This window comes from Pseudogemmobacter sp. TB195, from assembly GCF_058313095.1.
Genome location: NZ_JBZEGG010000197.1, coordinates 1 through 542, shown reverse-complemented (window position 1 = coordinate 542; position 542 = coordinate 1). Strand labels below are relative to the sequence as shown.

1 protein-coding gene is annotated in these 542 nt (G+C 69.6%); it reads left to right on the top strand.

What is annotated here, in order from left to right; all coding sequences use genetic code 11:
- The coding region (locus AC4FS3_RS29340; protein ID WP_491023468.1) for an ABC transporter ATP-binding protein at positions 1-407 on the top strand (407 nt) is incomplete at its 5' end.
- Positions 408-542 lie beyond the last annotated feature (135 nt).

The following is a 542-nucleotide window of genomic DNA, read 5'->3' as shown; positions in this document are numbered from 1 at the left end:
GCGAACTCTCCGGCGGCCAGCAGCAGCGCGTCGCCATCGCCCGCGCCCTTGCGCCCCGGCCCAAGGCGCTGCTGCTTGACGAGCCGTTTTCCGCCCTCGACGCCTTCACCCGCGCCAGCCTGCACGACCACCTGCTGGCCCTGTGGGAGGAAAGCCGCCCGACGGTGGTGATCGTCACCCACGACGTGGAGGAGGCGGTGACGCTGGGCGACCGCATCATCGTCATGCAGCCGCGCCCCGGCCGCATCTATGAGGAAATCCCCGTCGATCTGCCGCGCCCGCGCGACCGCATGTCGCCCAATTTCGACGCGGCCAAGCGGCGCGTGCTGAAGGCGCTGGACAATTCGCTCAACCCGCAGCATCCGCCCGGGCAGACCGCGCCCGCCGGCGGCGCGCTGTGGTGGTGAGCGCAATCATTGCTTCATCCAGAGGAAACAACGTCATGGACTCCCAGGAACTGCGGGCGATGCAGGCCCCGATCAAGGCGCGCTACAAGGAAACCCCGGACGCCGCCGTCATCACCCTGAAGGCGCAGGGCGCCA